Annotated in this window: 12 protein-coding genes; 8 read left to right on the top strand and 4 right to left on the bottom strand. The window is 58.0% G+C overall.

Translation table 11 applies throughout. The features are described 5' to 3' along the window. Nucleotides 1-125: 125 nt before the first annotated feature. Together AC007G_RS02470 and AC007G_RS02465 are read right to left on the bottom strand one after the other, a co-directional pair. Entirely contained in the window at nucleotides 126-491 is a 366-nt protein-coding gene (locus AC007G_RS02470) for a cupin domain-containing protein (protein WP_032689054.1), read from the bottom strand. A 13-nt stretch (nucleotides 492-504) separates the two neighbouring features. Continuing rightward, nucleotides 505-1,806, bottom strand: a complete 1,302-nt coding sequence (locus AC007G_RS02465) for an NAD(P)/FAD-dependent oxidoreductase (RefSeq protein ID WP_032689053.1) — start codon at nucleotides 1,804-1,806, stop codon at nucleotides 505-507. Nucleotides 1,807-1,956: 150 nt separating this feature from the next. Between AC007G_RS02465 and AC007G_RS02460 the strand changes: the two genes are divergently transcribed. The 7 genes from AC007G_RS02460 to AC007G_RS02430 all read left to right on the top strand — a co-directional run bounded on the left by AC007G_RS02460 (nucleotide 1,957) and on the right by AC007G_RS02430 (nucleotide 12,319). After that, entirely contained in the window at nucleotides 1,957-3,450 is a 1,494-nt protein-coding gene (locus AC007G_RS02460) for an aldehyde dehydrogenase family protein (RefSeq protein ID WP_479466531.1), read from the top strand. Between the two features lie 407 nt (nucleotides 3,451-3,857). Continuing rightward, nucleotides 3,858-4,940 (top strand): YncE family protein, encoded by a 1,083-nt coding sequence (locus AC007G_RS02455; RefSeq protein ID WP_475698036.1) that lies wholly within the window; start codon nucleotides 3,858-3,860, stop codon nucleotides 4,938-4,940. 57 nt (nucleotides 4,941-4,997) lie between these two features. After that, nucleotides 4,998-7,193, top strand: coding sequence for a TonB-dependent receptor (locus AC007G_RS02450; protein ID WP_142630207.1), 2,196 nt, complete (start codon nucleotides 4,998-5,000; stop codon nucleotides 7,191-7,193). A 163-nt stretch (nucleotides 7,194-7,356) separates the two neighbouring features. Next, nucleotides 7,357-8,733, top strand: a complete 1,377-nt coding sequence (gene pheP / locus AC007G_RS02445) for a phenylalanine transporter (protein WP_142630206.1) — start codon at nucleotides 7,357-7,359, stop codon at nucleotides 8,731-8,733. A gap of 152 nt (nucleotides 8,734-8,885) precedes the next feature. Then, entirely contained in the window at nucleotides 8,886-10,127 is a 1,242-nt protein-coding gene (locus tag AC007G_RS02440) for an MFS transporter (protein WP_032696461.1), read from the top strand. A gap of 15 nt (nucleotides 10,128-10,142) precedes the next feature. Further along, complete coding sequence (locus AC007G_RS02435; RefSeq protein ID WP_032689045.1) at nucleotides 10,143-11,171, top strand: sugar phosphate isomerase/epimerase family protein; 1,029 nt, start codon at nucleotides 10,143-10,145, stop codon at nucleotides 11,169-11,171. Then, a complete protein-coding gene (locus AC007G_RS02430; protein WP_142630204.1) occupies nucleotides 11,168-12,319 on the top strand; it encodes a Gfo/Idh/MocA family protein in 1,152 nt (383 codons plus the stop codon). Before AC007G_RS02435 ends, AC007G_RS02430 begins: the two co-directional genes overlap by 4 nt. 38 nt (nucleotides 12,320-12,357) lie before the next feature. On the opposite strand, the gene AC007G_RS02425 is transcribed toward AC007G_RS02430, so the two are convergent. After that, a complete protein-coding gene (locus AC007G_RS02425; protein WP_032689043.1) occupies nucleotides 12,358-12,774 on the bottom strand; it encodes an Exc2 family lipoprotein in 417 nt (138 codons plus the stop codon). Between the two features lie 244 nt (nucleotides 12,775-13,018). Between AC007G_RS02425 and AC007G_RS02420 the strand changes: the two genes are divergently transcribed. After that, entirely contained in the window at nucleotides 13,019-13,999 is a 981-nt protein-coding gene (locus AC007G_RS02420) for a LacI family DNA-binding transcriptional regulator (protein ID WP_032689042.1), read from the top strand. Between the two features lie 3 nt (nucleotides 14,000-14,002). Here AC007G_RS02420 and AC007G_RS02415 read toward each other — a convergent pair whose 3' ends face one another. Beyond that, nucleotides 14,003-15,247 (bottom strand): mechanosensitive ion channel family protein, encoded by a 1,245-nt coding sequence (locus AC007G_RS02415; protein ID WP_032689040.1) that lies wholly within the window; start codon nucleotides 15,245-15,247, stop codon nucleotides 14,003-14,005. Between the last annotated feature and the right edge of the window lies 1 nt (nucleotide 15,248).

Below are 15,248 nucleotides of genomic sequence, written 5' to 3'. Positions count from 1 at the left end.
TCATAATTTAGGTTGGCATCCGGCTCAATGAATATCGTCCTGAAGGTGGAGAACGGCGGTTGAATCTGTGACCAGGTGCATGAATACAATCCCCACCGCCGGGCACCGGGGATTGTCTGCGTGGGTTAGCGGCTTTCGACGTTCGCCAGGTAGTGTTTGACGAAGCGTGGGGTGAGGATTTTCCACTCCACTTCGGTGCCCTGCTTGACGAACCAACTGTCGCCCGGCGCGAAGCGCTGCGGCTCGCCGCCCGACACGGTCAGCTCAACTTCGCCTTCCAGCACGGTGGCGTGTTCGGTAAACGGGTAGGTCATGGTGAAACTCCCCTGCGTGGATGAAAACAGACCGCAGGTAAAGGCGTCCTGCGGTTCGCCGTAAACCATAGCCCCCGCCACCTGCGGATCGCCTTCGGTCGGCGTTGCCCCCAGCAGGCTGACGCTGCCGATAGGTTGCAGTTCAGGAACCGGTTGATCGAGTTTAAATGCTTGCATGATGTTCTCCTGGTTAACTCCGGCCTTTCCAGTAACCGGCGGTTTGATGCATGAGTTTTCCGGCGCTGACCAGCAGCAGACGCAGGCTGTCACGACCGTGGATTGTTGCGTGAGGAATACTGCTCATCAGGCGGTAACGATCTGAGCCGCCGTTAATTCCTTCGGCGAGAATTTTGCACACGATATGCGAGGGGGTGACGCCAAACCCGGAATAACCCTGAACGTAGAAAACGTTATTGTGGTCGCGCAGAGTGCCGATTTGCGGGAACAGGTTCGCGCTACAGGCCATCGGGCCGCCCCAGGCGAAGTCGATTTTGACATCCTTAAGATAGGGGAACACTTCCGCCAGCAGCGTACGATTCCAGGCGGCAAAATCGTTCGGCGTATATTCAAGGTAGCGCGTGGCGCTGCCGAACAGCAGGCGGTTTTCCCGCGTAATACGGTAGTAGTTGATGACCGGGCGAATATCGCTGAAGGCGCCGCGCAGCGGGCTGATGCGTTCGATCAGCTCATCGGAAAGGGGTTCCGTTGAGACCTGATAAGAGTAGGTGACCAGCGTCTTGTTATAGATCTCCGGCTCCAGATTATTGAGGAAGCTGTCGCAGGCCCACAGCAGTTTAGCCGCCTTCACGCTGCCCATCGCCGTGCGAACCCTCACCTCTTTGCCATAATTCACCTCAACGACCGGAGAGGATTCGAAAATTTTCACCCCTAATGAATGCGCCGCTTTTGCCGAGCCCAGCAGCATATTCAGGGAGTGGATCTGCCCGCCGCCCATATGCTTGAGCGCGCCGCAGTAGACGTCGGAGCCGACAATTTGCTGCACATCGCTGCCGGTATAGAGCGCGATATCCTCATCCGGAGTGGCGGCCTTAAACTCTTTTTCCCACTGGCGCAGGGTCTTCAACTGACGCTGGTTATAGGCCAGATAACCGTAGCCCGGAACAAAGTCGGCATCGATATTGTATTTCTTAATCCGTTCGCGAATGATGCCTGCGCCAAGGTTCGAGATTTTAAACAGCGTCTCCAGCCCCTCTTTGCCCACGTGTTTTTTCACCGCTTCGATATCGTGACCAATGCCGGCCATGACCTGGCCGCCGTTGCGACCGGTGCCGCCGTAGCCTAAATGACGGGCTTCGAGTACGACCACGTTGGTGATGCCCTGTTCGGCCAGTTCCAGCGCAGTGTTGATACCGGAAAAGCCGCCGCCGATGATCACCACGTCGGCGGCAATATCATCCTGCAGCGCCGGAAAATGCAGCTGATATTTTTTGGTGGCGCCGTAGTAGTTCAGCGCATCGATTTTGATATTCATAGCGTTACCCTGTCTGTCTCGCCTGGCTAAGACCCCCATCACAGCACGGCGGCGGGGCGCTGAATATCGTCCGAAAGAATGACGTTCTTTAGAACGATAGGCAGCCTGTTTCCGGCGTGATGTGATGAGGAACATTTCCTGAAAAAACGGATGCCACCGATGAGCGACGTGACCTTACTTGCTGAAGTAGCAGCTTTTTTACGCCAACCGCACGGGCAGTTTATTGCCGGAGAGGCTGTGCCCGGCAACGGACCGACGCTGGCGGTGATAAACCCCGCCACCGGCAAAGCGATTGCCGAAGTGACGGCGGCGGATGTCGGGCAGGCGGATTTGGCGATGGCCAGCGCCAGCCAGGCGTTTGACTCCTGGCGCGCGATGCCGACACTGCAGCGCGGCACGCTGCTGCTCAGGCTGGCCGATCTTCTGGCCAGCCACCGTGAGGAGCTGGCGCAGCTGGAGAGCCTGTGCTCCGGGAAAACCATCGGCCTGGCGCGAATGCTTGAGCTGGATCAGTCGGTGGCGTTCCTGCGCTACTTTGCCGGCTGGGCGGGCAAGGTCACCGGCGAAACGCTGGATGTCTCGCTCCCGTCGATGGCGGGAGAGCAGTACACGGCCTTTACCCGTCGTCAGCCGGTTGGCGTGGTGGTTGGGATCGTGCCGTGGAACTTTTCGATAATGATCGCCATCTGGAAGCTGGCGGCGGCGCTGGTGTGCGGCTGTACCATCGTGATTAAGCCGAGCGAGTATACGCCGCTGACGCTGCTGCGGGTTGATGAGCTGGCGAAAGAGGCGGGGATCCCGGACGGGGTGATTAACGTGGTGAACGGCGCGGGCGGTGAAATCGCCCAGCGCTTGATTGCCCACCCGGCCTGCGCGAAGGTCAGCTTCACCGGTTCGGTGGCGACCGGCGAGAAAGTCCAGCAGGCGGCGACCGGCGCCGGAAAACGCGTCACCCTCGAACTGGGGGGCAAAAACGCCGCGCTGTTTCTCGACGATCTCACCCCCGAGGCGATGACGGACGGCATTATTGAAGCGGGCTACCTGAATCAGGGGCAAATTTGCGCCGCCGCCGAGCGTTTTTATCTGCCGCAGGGCAAGCTGGATGCGGTGCTGGAAATACTGAAGCAGCGCCTGTCTGCGCTGCGCCCCGGCTCACCGCTGGATGAGCAGACGCTGATGGGGCCGCTGGCCAATCGGGCGCAGTTTGAGAAGGTGCTGCAGCTGATTGAGAAAGCGCGGGAAGAGGGCGACACCATTGTCTGCGGCGGCGAAGCGCTGCCCGGCGACGGCTATTTTGTCTTACCGACGGCGGTGAAGGTCCGGAGCGAAAACAGCACGCTGATGCAGGAAGAGACCTTCGGTCCGGTATGCAGTTTTATTGGCTACCAAAGCGAAGAGGAGGCGCTGTCCCGCATTAACGCTTCGCCGTTTGGCCTGGCCGCCAGCGTCTGGTCGGAGAATATCCGCAAGGCGCTGCGCTATTCCGACGCGATTAACGCCGGAATTGTCTGGGTGAATATGCACACATTCCTCGACCCGGCGGTGCCGTTTGGCGGCATGAAAGGGTCGGGGATTGGCCGCGAGTTCGGCAGCGCCTTTATCGATGATTACACCGAACTAAAATCGGTGATGGTGCGCTATTAATCTGCCGTCACCGGCCGCTATTGTTCTGCGGTGAGCGTATATCGGGCCGTGCGATTGGCAGGCGGCGGCCCGCTTCTTCCCCTTACCCCGCACGGTCAGCGCGCGGGGTCTGTTGTTCTCTCCCCCCGCTCGTGAGAGCCGCTCCCCCACATAAGAATGCCTTGTTTTCAGCCGATTATCGCTTTTGCGCGGGTCGGTCGTGATTAGACTTGCACGCTACAAGATAATGAGTATAGTTCTCATTCTTCTTTTTGTTTGCAGGCTAAGAATGGACTAACCTGCGCCAGTGAGTCGCTCACAAGGAAACAGCGAAGGCGTAGGGTGGGGTTCAGACTTGCTATGCCGGAACAACATAATATCGGCGCAGAGCTACCACCGGTTTATTGATTTTGTTAAGGATTTCAATGATGAAATACACCATCCCGGTATTAGCTCTGGTCATTTCTGCCGTCTTAAGCGGCTGCGCCACCCCCCCTTCCACGAGGGTAACCCCGCCGGTCGCCGAGAAAAACGCCGTTACCGTCATACAGCCGCTCAAACGTGAACTGGCTGAGGGGCTGTACGAAATGGCGCTCAGCCCGCAGGGCGATGCGTTGTACGTGGCCAGCGCCGAAGGGTTTAAAGATGTGCAGGGCGGCGCTGTCTACAGGCTTGACCCGAAAACGCTGAAAACCATCGGCCTGAGCCATACCGACCTGAAAAACTTTGCCGTACAGATGACGCCGGACGGCAAAACGCTGTTCGTTACTCATTCGCTAGACGGCGGCATCAGCGCCATCGACACCGCGACCGGGAAGGTCAAAAAACGCCTGCTGTTTAGCGAGCGTAATGAGAAAGGGATGCCCTACGGCGCGCGGCAGATCCTGCTGTTGGGCAATACCCTGTACGTCGGCGCCGTCGCCGACCCGGCGCAAATCTGGGTCGTTGACGCGACCACTCTGAAGCTGAAAACGCGGATTAAAAATACCGGCAAGTGGATGACTGGCCTGCACTATTCTCCGCAAACCGGTCGCCTGTACGCCGCCAACGGCAGCGGCGAGATCCTGGTGATTAATCCGCGCAGCAACCGGATTGAACAGCGCTGGAAACCGCTGGGCGACAAACCGGCTCTGCTGCTGAACATCGCCGAAGACAGCGAGACCGGGCGCCTGTTTGTGACCGATAACTCGAAGGCGAAAACCACCCTGGTGCTGGATATTCACAGCGGCAAAGTGATTAAGCAGCTGGAGGTGGGTGACTCTTTGGCGGTGCTGTTCAACCCGAAACGCAATGAAATTTATATCTCCCAGCGTGAATCCGGCAAGGTTATCAGCCTCGATGGCACCACTTATGCGCTGAAAAAACAGTGGGATATCTCTGCGAATCCAAACAGCCTGCTGCTCGATGCCGAGGGGCAGACGCTGTTTGTGACCGTTAAACAACCGTTCAACAAAGATCACTCCACCAAAGGTCCGGACAGCGTTGTCCGCATCGACCTGAACGCGCAATAAAAAATTCTGGCCCGGCAGCGGGCCATTTGTTTCATTTATCTTCATCACGGACTCATTATGCACATCACGTCTTCCCCATTCCCGCTGCGCAAAACGCTGCTGGCGTTAACCATTGGCGCCATTACCCATAGCGCTGCGGCAGCAGACAACACCGCGGATAGCCCCAAAAACGAAGAGGTTATGCTCGTTCAGGCGACCGAAGGCAGCGATTTTAAAGCCGGCGGCGACCTGGTGGTACCGGCCTTCCTTGACGGACAAATTGCCCACGGCGGCCGTATTGGTATGCTTGGCGAACAAAAAGCGATGGACGTGCCGTTTAACGTTATCGGCTATACCTCGAAACTGATTCAGGATCAGCAGGCGCAAACTATCGCCGACGTGGTCAGTAATGACGCCGGCGTTCAGGCGGTGCAGGGCTACGGTAACTTTGCCGAAACCTATCGCATTCGCGGGTTTAAGCTGGATGGCGATGATATGACCATGGGCGGTCTGGCGGGCGTGGTGCCGCGTCAGGTGATGGATACCCAGATGCTGGAGCGCGTTGAAGTCTTCAAAGGGGCTAACGGTCTGCTCAATGGCGTCGCCAGCAGCGGCGTCGGCGGGATGATCAACCTCGAACCGAAACGTGCGGATGATATACCGACCACCCGCGTTGGCGTGGACTATACCGCCGATTCTCAGGTCGGCGGCAGCCTCGACCTTGGTCGTCGCTTTGGCGAGGATAATCAGTTTGGCGCCCGGGTGAACCTGGTTCACCACGAAGGTGAGGGTGCGGTTGATAATGACAAGCGCCGCACGACGCTGGCGTCGCTGGGGCTGGATTATCGCGGCGACCGTTTCCGCTCCTCTCTTGATTTCGGCTATCAGAAAAAGACGTTCCATGGCGGAACGATGGGAATCAATATCAGCGGCATCGATTTTGTTCCTGCGCTGCCGGATAACAGCAAAAACTACAGCCAGAAGTGGGGCTATAGCGATATCGAAAGCGAATTCGGTATGGCCAAAGCCGAGTATGACCTGACCAACAGCTGGACGCTGTACAGCGCCCTCGGCGGCCAGCACTCGCATGAAACCGGCACCTACAGCGCGCCGAAGCTGGTTGACGAGAACGGCGATGCGACCGTCGGGCGTCTGGATACCAACCGCATCATCGACTCGATCAGCGGAATGGGCGGTGTGCGGGGTAATTTCAACACCGGTGTTATCTCTCATCAGGTCAACGTCGGCTATGCCGCCCAGGTCAGAACCGATGCCACCGCGTGGCGTATGTCGGCGAAAAACCCGACCACCAATATCTATGACAACCATGATGTGGCGATGCCGAATAACGCTTATTTTGGCGGCAACTACTTCGACCCGCTCACCACCTCACGCAGCCGTACCCAGGGTTGGCTGCTGAGCGACACGCTAGGTTTCTTTGATAACAGCCTTCTGCTTACCGCCGCCGCGCGTCATCAGAAAGTGGTGGTGCGTAACTACAGTAATCAAACCGGTCTGGAAGATACCTCTTCCCGCTATACCCAGAGCCGCTGGACGCCGACGGTCGGTCTGGTCTACAAGCCGTGGGAGACGCTGTCGCTGTATGCCAACCACACCGAGGCGCTGCAGCCGGGGAGCGTGGCGCCGAATACCGCGACAAATGCCGGGCAGAGTACCGGGATCGCTCATTCAAAACAGGATGAGGTGGGGGTGAAAATTGATTATGGCACCCTGGGGGGGTCGCTGGCGCTGTTTGAAATTAAAAAGCCTAACGCCATCTCCGATGCTAACGGCTACTACGGTCTGGATGGCGAGCAGCGTAACCGCGGTGCCGAACTGAACGTCTTCGGCGAGCCGACGCTGGGCCTGCGCCTGAACGGCAGCGTGCAGTGGCTGGATCCGAAGCAAACCAAAACGGCGCAGGGTATCAACGAGGGTAAAGATGCCATCGGCGTTTCTCGCTTCTACGCGGTGTTAGGTGCGGAGTATGACATCAAGCCGGTTGACGGGCTGACGGCCACCGCGCGGGTGAACCACACCGGTTCACAGTATGCCGACGCGGCGAACAGCAAAAAGCTCGACAGCTATACGACCCTCGATTTGGGCGTACGCTACCGTCTGGCGCTGAATCAGAATCAAAACCAGATGGTCCTGCGTGCCGGGGTGGATAACGTGACCAATGAGAACTACTGGTCAGGTATTGATGATACCGGCACCTATCTGTTCCAGGGGCAGCCTCGTACCGTTAAGGTATCGATGAGCTACGATTTCTGATGGTAAAATCCGGGGCGGGCCAACGCCGCTCGCCCCTTCTGTTTATCCCTTTTTCGCCGCCCGTCACCATCCATTGCCGCGCAATCAACGCATCTGCAGCTTGAAGTCGGGCGAGCAGAAGTGTTAAAAGGTGCCCCTTCATAAAAACTCACAGGGGAAAGACGTGAAAGACACGTCAACGCAGTCAGATGCCACAGCGGAGAGCGGCCCGACGCTTCATCGCGGTTTACAGAACCGACATATTCAGCTCATTGCCCTCGGCGGCGCTATCGGTACCGGCCTGTTTCTCGGTATCGGACCGGCGATTCAGATGGCCGGCCCGGCGGTCCTGATCGGCTATGCCGTCGCCGGGATCGTCGCTTTTCTGATCATGCGCCAGCTTGGCGAAATGGTGGTCGAAGAGCCCGTCTCCGGCTCCTTTGCCCACTTCGCATATAAATACTGGGGTCCGTTTGCCGGTTTTCTCTCCGGCTGGAACTACTGGGTGATGTTTGTGCTGGTGGGGATGGCTGAGCTCACCGCCGCCGGTATCTATATGCAGTACTGGCTTCCGGATGTGCCGACCTGGGTCTGGGCGGCGGCCTTCTTTGTCATCATCAATGCCGTTAACCTCGTTAACGTTCGCCTGTATGGCGAGGCGGAGTTCTGGTTTGCCTTAATTAAAGTGCTGGCGATTATCGGCATGATTGGCTTTGGCCTGTGGATGCTGTTTGGCGGCCACGGCGGCAGCAAAGCCGGATTTGATAACCTGTGGCGCCACGGTGGTTTCTTCGCCACCGGCTGGCATGGCCTGGTGATGTCCCTGGCGGTGATTATGTTCTCTTTCGGCGGTCTGGAGCTGATTGGTATTACCGCCGCCGAAGCGCAAAATCCGCAAAAGAGCATTCCGAAAGCGGTCAACCAGGTGGTGTACCGTATTCTGCTGTTTTATATCGGTTCGCTGGTGGTGCTGCTGGCGCTCTATCCGTGGGTGGAAATTAAGTCCGACAGCAGTCCGTTTGTGATGATTTTTCATAATCTTGACAGTAACGTCGTAGCTTCTGCGCTGAATTTCGTCATTCTGGTGGCATCGCTGTCGGTCTACAACAGCGGCGTTTACTCCAACAGCCGCATGCTGTTCGGTCTGTCGGTCCAGGGCAATGCGCCGAAGTTTCTGGCTCGCGTCAGCAAACGCGGCGTGCCGGTCAATTCACTGATCCTCTCCGGGGTCATTACCTCGCTGGTGGTGCTGCTGAACTATCTGCTGCCGCAGAAAGCGCTGGGTCTGCTGATGGCGCTGGTGGTGGCAACGCTGCTGCTGAACTGGATAATGATCTGCATGGCGCACCTCAAGTTCCGCGCGGCCCAGCGCCGAAAAGGGCGGGAGCCGAAGTTCAAAGCGCTGCTGGCGCCGGGCGGCAACTACCTCTGTATTGCCTTCCTCGCGCTGATTCTGGTGCTGATGTGCACCATCGACGGCATGCGCCTGTCGGCCATTCTGCTGCCGGTATGGATCCTGTTCCTGTTTATGGTCTTTAAGCTGCTGCGCCGTCCGGCGTAATGCCTCCTTGCCCCGGCGTTCGCCGGGGCGATCTGCCTATTATTGTGATCGTCTTCGCGCTTAGCGTATTTTGCGCAGGATCTTCTTTTTGTAATCGATTACTTTCCATCTGGTGACGTTTTGTAATCGATTACTTTTTGAGGGCGGACAAAATGGTATCAACGACGGAAGGGCGTGAAAGCGTTGGCGTACAGCACCGGTTTCTGGTGCCGCGCCTGGCGCTAATGATGTTTATGCAGTTCTTTATCTGGGGAAGCTGGTCGGTGACCCTGGGGCTGGTGATGACGCGCTACGATATGGCGCTGCTGATTGGCGATGCGTTCTCTGCCGGGCCTATCGCCTCGATTTTATCGCCGTTTGTGCTGGGGATGCTGGTCGATCGCTTCTTTGCTTCGCAGAAAGTGATGGCGGTGATGCATCTGGCGGGGGCCGCAATCCTGTGGTTCGTTCCCCAGGCGCTGGTCGCGCACAATGGCGCGCTGCTTATCGGCCTGCTGTTTGGCTATACGCTGTGCTATATGCCGACGCTGGCGCTGACCAACAATATCGCTTTCCACAGCCTGAATAATGTCGATAAAACCTTCCCGGTGGTCCGCGTCTTTGGCACCATCGGCTGGATTATTGCCGGGATTTGTATTGGCGTGAGCGGAATTTCCGATACCACGGCTATCTTTAATCTGGCGGCGCTGTGTTCGGTCTTACTGGCCCTCTACAGCCTGACTTTGCCACATACGCCGGCAGCGGCGAAAGGCATTCCGCTGAAGTTTCGCGACCTGCTCTGCGCCGATGCGTTTGCGCTGCTCAAGACGCGCCATTTCTTTATTTTCTCACTCTGCGCCACGCTGATCTCGATTCCGCTGGGTACCTACTATGCCTACACCGCCTCCTATCTGGCGGATGCCGGCGTGGCGGATGTCAGCACCGCGATGTCATTTGGGCAGATGTCGGAAATCGCGTTTATGCTGGTGATCCCGCTGCTGTTTCGCCGCCTCGGGGTCAAGTACATGCTGCTGGTCGGGATGGCGGCGTGGTTTGTGCGCTATGCCTTCTTTGCCCTTGGGGTGAGTGAAGAGGGGCGCTTCCTGCTCTATCTCGGCATCCTGCTGCACGGCGTGTGCTACGACTTCTTTTTTGTTGTCGGCTTTATCTATACCGACCGCGTGGCGGGGGAGAAGGTCAAAGGCCAGGCGCAAAGCATGATCGTCATGTTCACCTACGGCATCGGGATGCTGCTGGGATCGCAAATTTCCGGCGCGCTGTATAACCAGCTGGTGGCCGGGCAGAGCGTGCCGCAGGCGTGGGTCACCTTCTGGTGGATCCCGGCGGTGGCCGCGGCGGTTATCGCGCTGATTTTCCTTTTCTCTTTCCAGTACCGTGAGAAAGAACAGCACTAACTATCAGGAGGGGGTATGAAAACGATGAAGGGACCGGGGATTTTTCTGGCACAGTTTATCGGCGCCCAGGCGCCGTTTAACACCCTGGACGGGATCGCCGCCTGGGCCGCCGGACTGGGCTATCAGGCGCTACAGATCCCGTGTAATCATCCGGCTATTTTTGATGTTGAACGGGCGGCGACGAGCCAGACCTACTGCGACGACATTCGCGGGCGGCTGGCGGAACATGGCCTGACCATCAGCGAGCTCTCAACCCATCTGGAAGGGCAGCTGGTGGCGGTTCATCCGGCCTATGACCAAGCGTTCGACGCCTTTGCTCCCGCCGCGCTGCGCGGAAATCCGCAGGCGCGCCAGCAGTGGGCGGTGGAAAAAGTGCGCCAGGCGGCGGTGGCATCGGCGCGCTTAGGCCTGCAGGCCCACGCGACATTTTCCGGATCGCTGGCGTGGCCGCTGTTTTACCCCTGGCCGCCGCATAATCCGTCACGGATTGATGAGGCGTTTGATGAACTGGCGCGGCGCTGGCGTCCGCTCCTCGATCTCTACGATGAGCAGGGGATCGACCTTTGCTATGAAATTCATCCGGGTGAGGACCTGCACGATGGCGTGACCTTTGAACGCTTTCTGCAGCGGGTAGATAACCATCCGCGCTGCAATATGCTCTACGATCCCAGCCATTTGCACCTCCAGCAGATGGACTACCTGGCGTATATCGATATCTACCATTCGCGGATCAAAGCCTTTCATGTCAAAGATGCCGAGTTTCGTCGCGACGGCCGCAGCGGGGTATACGGGGGATATCAGCCCTGGCTGCAGCGGGCGGGGCGCTTTCGCTCGCCCGGGGATGGGCAAATTGATTTCAAGAGCATTTTCAGCAAGCTGACCGAATACGACTTTGACGGCTGGGCGGTGCTGGAGTGGGAGTGCTGCCTGAAGGAGGCGGAGGCCGGCGCGCGCGAGGGCAGCGAATTTATCCGCCGCCATATTATTCCCGTCTCCGAACGGGCGTTTGATGATTTTGCCAGCGGTCGCGAGGGGCAAGCATGATTCAGGTCGGCATTATTGGGACAGGATTTATTGGTCCGGCGCATATTGAAGCGCTGCGCCGGGTCGGCGACATCGAGGTGGTGGCGCTGTGCGACAGCAATCTGGCGCAGGCGCAGCAAAAAGCGCGGCAGCTCAATGTAGCGCAGGCTTATGGTCAGGTTGAGGCGCTGCTGGCACATCCCGGCTTACAGGTGGTACATAACTGCACGCCGAACCACCTGCATGCGGAGATTAACCGCCAGGCGCTGCGCGCCGGGCTGCATCTGTTCTCGGAAAAACCGCTGTGCATGCTTCCGTATGAGGCGCGCGAACTGGTCGCGCTGGCGGAGAAGGCGGGGGTGGTGCACGGCGTAAGCTTTGTTTATCGCCAGTTCGCGATGGTCCAGCAGGCCGCCAGCATGATGCGTGCCGGACAGGTCGGGCGGCTGTTTTCGGCGCACGGCAGCTATCTGCAGGACTGGATGGTGCAGCAAAGTGACTACAACTGGCGGGTGGAATCGGCGCTGGGCGGCGCCTCGCGGGCGGTGGCGGATATCGGCTCCCATTGGTGCGACACGGTGCAGTTTATGACCGGCAGGCGCATCACCGAGGTCATGGCGGATCTTTCTATCGTCTGGCCGACGCGCCACGCGGCCGTTTCCGGCGAGTCCACCTTCAGCCAGACGGGTGAATCTCAGCGTTTTGAGGTGCGCGAGGTGGATACGGAAGATATGGGGTCCGTGCTGTTTCGCTTTGATGACGGCAGCAAAGGCTGTTTTACCGTTTCGCAGGTCAGCGCCGGGAGAAAGAACCGCCTGGCGGTTGAAATTAACGGCAGCCGCTGTTCGCTGGCGTGGGATCAGGAACTTCCGCAGCGGCTGTGGATTGGCCAGCGCGCGCAGCCAAATCAGCTGCTCAGCGATGATCCGAGCCTGATGCAGCCGGACGTCGCCGCCAGCGCCCACTTCCCCGGCGGGCATAATGAGGGGTGGCCGGACGCTTTCAAGAATATGATGTTGAGCTTCTATCAGGCGGTACGCGCCGGGAAGATGCCGGCCGCCGACGAGCGGCGTTTCGCCTCATTTTATGAAGGGGCGGATGTGATGTATATCGTTGAGGCGATTTTGCAAAGCCATCGGCAGCAGCGCTGGGTCAGCGTCAGGCGATAGCCGGCAGGTTGTGCGCCACGTCGGTGGCGCGCAATGGCTTATTTCACGCCAAGATACCCGTCCAGATAGGCGGCGGAAAGCTCGTTGCCGAACAGCACCGCGTCCTTATTCTCCATGTCATTATTCCAGCTATCGCTGGCATTACCGGTAAAGGTGTGTTGTGACCGGGTACCCTTCGCGACCTGTTGCTTAATGGCATCGGCGTTGCGTCGGGCATCGCTTTCGCTGACGCCGGCGGTCCGGTCCTGTTTGCCGCGGTTATACATCCCGGTGAAGGTCGGCAGATTTAAGCGGTAATTTTCCTGACGATTTACGGCAAAATTACCGCCGACAAAATCAGAACGATGGGCGACAAAATAGTACGCGTGGCGCTCCGGCGATGATTTTGAGGCGGTGCAGCCGGTGAGGGCGGCGAGAGATCCGCCGAGGACAAGCAGTGCGACTTGAATCTTCATTGATGACATCATCCCTAACGTATTGATAATAAGCTTTTATAATTTTCGGCGCCCGAGCGCGGTGTTTATTTTACCCGCAAAATCATCGCGCTTAACGCCCGGGGAAAATAGCCCTGATAATTAATAGTTTTCCATGGCGATATGCAGGGGCATCAGCGGGCTTGCGCGCGCTCCCGCTGCACACCGACGGCCCGTTTATGGTAGCCTGCGCATTATCCCCCTTATCCCAGGAAGTGCCGCCTTTATGTCAATTCAGAAAATCGCCCGTCTGGCGGGTGTCTCAGTGGCAACCGTATCGCGGGTGCTGAATAACAGCGATACCGTCAAACCGAAGAACCGCGAACGCGTGCTGCAGGCGATTAAAGAGAGCAACTATCAGCCTAACCTGCTGGCCCGCCAGCTGCGGACGGCACGGAGCTACATGATTCTGGTGATGGTGTCGAATATTGCGAACCCGTTTTGTGCGGAAGTGGTGAAGGGCATCGAAGAGGAGGCGGAACAGCACGGCTACCGTATATTACTGTGTAATTCCGGGTCCGATCTGGCGCGCTCGACTTCCGGGCTGCGGCTGCTGTCGGGGAAAGTGGTCGACGGGATTATTACGATGAACGCGCTCTCCAGCCTACCGGAACTGACGATGATGATCGGCGATGCGCCGTGGGTGCAGTGCGCCGAGTATGCCGATGCCGGCAGTATCTCCTGCGTCGGCATAAACGACATCGATGCGGCGCAGGGGGCGGTGTCGCGGCTGGCGGAGAGCGGTTATCGGCGCATTGCCCTGATTAACCACGATCTGAGCTATCGCTATGCCCGTCTGCGCGAGCGCGGCTATAAAAACGTGCTCCATGTGCGTGAGCTCGCCTGGCAGCAGGTGGCCTATGCCAGCGACCTCAGCGCTGCCGCCGGTAAAGCGGCAATGGAAACGCTGCTGGCCTCCAAAGAGCGGCCGGATGCGGTATTTGCCGTCGCCGACTCGCTGGCGGCAGGCGCCCTGCGCGCGATTGCGCAGGCCGGACTGCGGGTTCCGGACGATATTGCGGTCATGGGGTTTGATGGCACGGAGCTGGCGGAGATGGTCTCGCCGCAGCTGACCACCGTGGAACAGCCGTCGCGCGACATTGGCCGCACGGCGGTGACCCTGCTGCTGAAGAAAATCGACAACCCGGATGCCACCGCCGAACGGGTGATGATGGACTGGCGCATCATTGCCCGCGCCAGTGCCTGAGTATTACCCGTGATGTGCCGCCGCCAGCGAACGAATATCGTTGCCGGTCGGTGACTGGTGAATACGCAGCCCGAATTCGTCAACCACGGCGAAAATATGGTCGAAAATATCAGCCTGGATGCTTTCATATTCTGCCCATACTACGGTGCTGGTGAAGCAGTAGATCTCAATCGGCAGGCCGTTGGCGTCCGGCGCCAGCTGGCGCACCATCATCGTCATATCTTTGCGCAGTCGCGGGTGGTTGCGCAGATACTCCTGTAAATAGGCGCGAAAGGTGCCGATATTGGTCATCTTGCGCAGGTTCAGCACCGAATGGTCGGCGGCGTTTTGTTGGTTCCACTCGCTAATTTCCTGATAACGCGAGTCCATATAGGGCTTAAGCAGCCGGGCCTGAATTAAGCGCTGCTGCTCCTGCTCATCGAGAAAATGGATACTGGTGGTATCAATATTCAGGCTGCGTTTAATGCGGCGCCCGCCGGAGGCGGACATCCCGCTCCAGTTTTTAAAGGAGTCGGATACCAGCGACCAGGTGGGGATCGTGGTGATGGTATTGTCCCAGTTGCGCACTTTCACCGTGGTAAGGCCAATATCAATGACCGCGCCGTCGGCGCCGTATTTCGGCATTTCCAGCCAGTCACCGAGCTTCAGCATGTCGTTGGCGGAAAGCTGAATGCCGGCAACCAGGCCAAGGATCGGGTCTTTAAATACCAGCATCAGTACCGCGGCCATGGCGCCGAGGCCGCTGATCAATATCGCCGGCGACTGGCCTATCAGTAATGAGATAACCAGGATGCCAATAATAATCGCGCTGACCAGCTTAATGCCCTGGAATATCCCCTTCAGCGGCAGCTGGGATGCGGTGGCGAATTTCTGCGATAAATTGAAGACCACATCGAGCAGCGAAAAGAAAGACAGCAGGGCATAGATCATGACCCACAGCTGGGCGCAGGTGGTTAATATATTGGCGGCTTCACTGCCTTTTTGCAGCCACAAAACCGCCTGCACATTGACGATAATCCCTTGCAGGGTAAAGGCCAACCGGTGAAACAGTTTGTTCTGGGTGATGATTTGCAGCCACAAATGGCTGCTGGCCTGCGCGCGTTTTTCGAAGGCGCGCAGCACGCCTTTATGCAAAATAAAATGAACGACAATGGCCGTCAGTAAAATAATGCCGAAGATAATAATGAGCGAAGTGGTGGGGGTAATTTCGATGCCTAATGCGGCAATGTGTGAGATTAATTCCTGCATA

This window comes from Klebsiella sp. CSG-1, assembly GCF_056521145.1.
Note: the sequence above shows the minus strand (reverse complement) of the source record. Positions and strands in the feature narration are given on the sequence as shown.